The sequence below is a fragment of the Polynucleobacter sp. 39-46-10 genome, from assembly GCF_002282275.1.
In genome coordinates this window covers 1-2,416 of the sequence record NZ_NCJB01000333.1, presented here as the reverse complement: position 1 = coordinate 2,416, position 2,416 = coordinate 1, and the positions used below count along the sequence as shown (strand labels likewise).

Genomic DNA, 2,416 nt, shown 5'->3' with positions numbered 1-2,416 from the left:
CAGAGGGTACGGATGGGGAAATGTCTGGCTTCATTAGTCCTAAAAGTATAGTGGAGCTAGGTTTCTAAGATTTAATGATGCTGTCAACTTTCAGAGCTAGAAAGCCGTTAAATTATCGAAATAGTGTTTTTTATGTATTTTTGCTAATTTTGTGGATTTTGAACAATTACTAGAACCAGAGAGATAGTCTGAGACATCCCCGCCCTCACCTTCCGATGCGGCGCTGAGTTTCCCCATTCCACACATGCCCCAATTACTAGATAAAACCATTGAAATCCTGAGCCACCGACATCTGCGTGGCCCCAATATGTGGAGCTACAACCCTGCTCTTGAAGTTTTGATCGATATTGGCGATCTAGAAGACTATCCATCCGACTTAATTCCCGGTTTCTACGATCGTCTTTGCAAATGCCTTCCAAGCTTGCATGAACATCGCTGCAGCTACGGAGAACCCGGTGGGTTTTTAAAACGTGTTGAAGAAGGCACCTGGCCTGGACACATTCTTGAGCATCTGACCATTGAGCTGCAAAATTTAGCTGGTATTGCAGGCGGCTTTGGTAGAGCTCGTGATGGTGGTCGCCGAGGCGTTTACAAAGTCATTGTGAGTGCCACTGAAGAAGCGGTGACATTGCAAGCGTTTAAGTTTGCGCGTGACCTCCTCCTCACCCTCATTCAAGATAATGGTGATGCCATTACTCTACGAGAGCAGATCATTGAAGAACTTCGTGATTTAAGTGACGATCTCTGCCTAGGCCCCAGTACAGCCTGCATTGTCAACGCTGCTACTGTTCGAGAAATTCCTTACATCAGGCTGTCTAGTGGCAACTTAGTTCAACTCGGATATGGCTCCAAGCAGCGACGTATTTGGACAGCAGAAACCGATCAAACTAGTGCCATCGCAGAAACTATTTCGCGCGATAAAGATCTGACTAAGAGCTTGCTCGCAAGCGCGGGGGTTCCAATCCCTGAAGGTAGAGTTGTCACAAGTCCTGATGATGCTTGGGAAGCCGCACAAGATATTGGCTTACCAGTAGTGGTGAAGCCGATTGATGGCAACCATGGCCGTGGCGTATTTATCAACCTCTATACCCAACAAGAAATTGAAGCGGCCTACGCTGTAGCAATCAATGAAGGTAGCGAGGTTTTAGTTGAGCGCCACATCATTGGCGATGAACATCGCTTGTTAGTAGTCGGCAATAAAGTAGTGGCAGCCGCGAAAGGGGAAACAGTTTGGATCACCGGTGATGGCAAGCATACTGTGCTTGAACTTATTCAAATTCAGATTAATTCTGATCCACGACGTGGCACGACCGAAGAGTGCCCTCTCAACCCAGTTCGGATCGATTCTGCAGTTGAGCTAGAGCTGGCTCGCCAAAAACTAACTGGTGACAGTATTCCGGCGGTTGATCAAAAAGTATTGATTCAAAGTAATGGCAATGTGGCATTTGATGTGACTGATTTAGTTCACCCTGAAGTAGCCCACCAAGTAGCTTTGGCTGCACGCGTTGTAGGACTTGAAATTGCGGGAATTGACCTCGTTGCACAAGATATTAGTAAGCCACTAGAGTCACAGAACGCTGCCATTGTTGAAGTGAATGCAGGTCCAGGCTTATTGATGCACTTAAAACCTGCCAGCGGCACTCCACAACCTGTCGGCGAAGAAATTGCAAATCATCTCTTTCCTCCAGGATACGATTTCAGAATTCCAATCGTTGGTATTAGCGGTAATTCCGGAAGAACTATCGTCGCTGAAATGGTTGCCCACTTTATTAGATTGACTAATGTGCATGTTGGACTCTCTACCAATCTTGGTCTGTACTTTGGTAACCGATTGATCAAAAAAACCTCTTCTTCCCATTGGGAAAATGCACGACGCACTCTTCAAAATAGAGCGATTGAAGTTGCCGTCCTTGAGAATGACAATGCATCCTTATTACTAGAGGGTCTCGCATATGATCAATGCCAGGTTGGGGTCGCCCTCAATATTGATCCACTCAAACTCTTTCCTGAACATAACATCAGCGAAGAAGATCAATTATTTAATGTAGTGCGCACCCAAGTTGATGTCGTATTACCTACTGGCACCAGCGTATTAAATGCAGATGATCCAATGATTGTCAAAATGGCCGAGCTCAGTAAGGGTGAAGTGATGTACTTCTCTCAAGAGTCGAACTCTCCTGTAGTTACTGCTCACCAAGAAAAAGATGGTCGCTCAATTATTGTGAGTCCATCTGTAATTACGCTCAAGCAAGGCAAGGTAGACAAGTTGGTGATTCCAATTCCTCCGGCTGTGAAGGAGTCATCTCTTGAATGGTCTCCACACTTAAGCCTTGCAGCTGCTATTGGTGCGGCCTGGGCTTTGGATATTCCGTTCAACGTTATCGAAGCTGGAGTTGAAACATTTGTTTCTAGCTCC

Annotated in this window: 1 protein-coding gene; it reads left to right on the top strand. The window is 45.9% G+C overall.

The annotated features are described in order from the left end of the window. Nucleotides 1–244: 244 nt before the first annotated feature. A partial coding sequence (gene cphA, locus B7X71_RS15285; RefSeq protein ID WP_293601315.1) for a cyanophycin synthetase occupies nt 245–2,416 on the top strand: 2,172 nt, incomplete at its 3' end.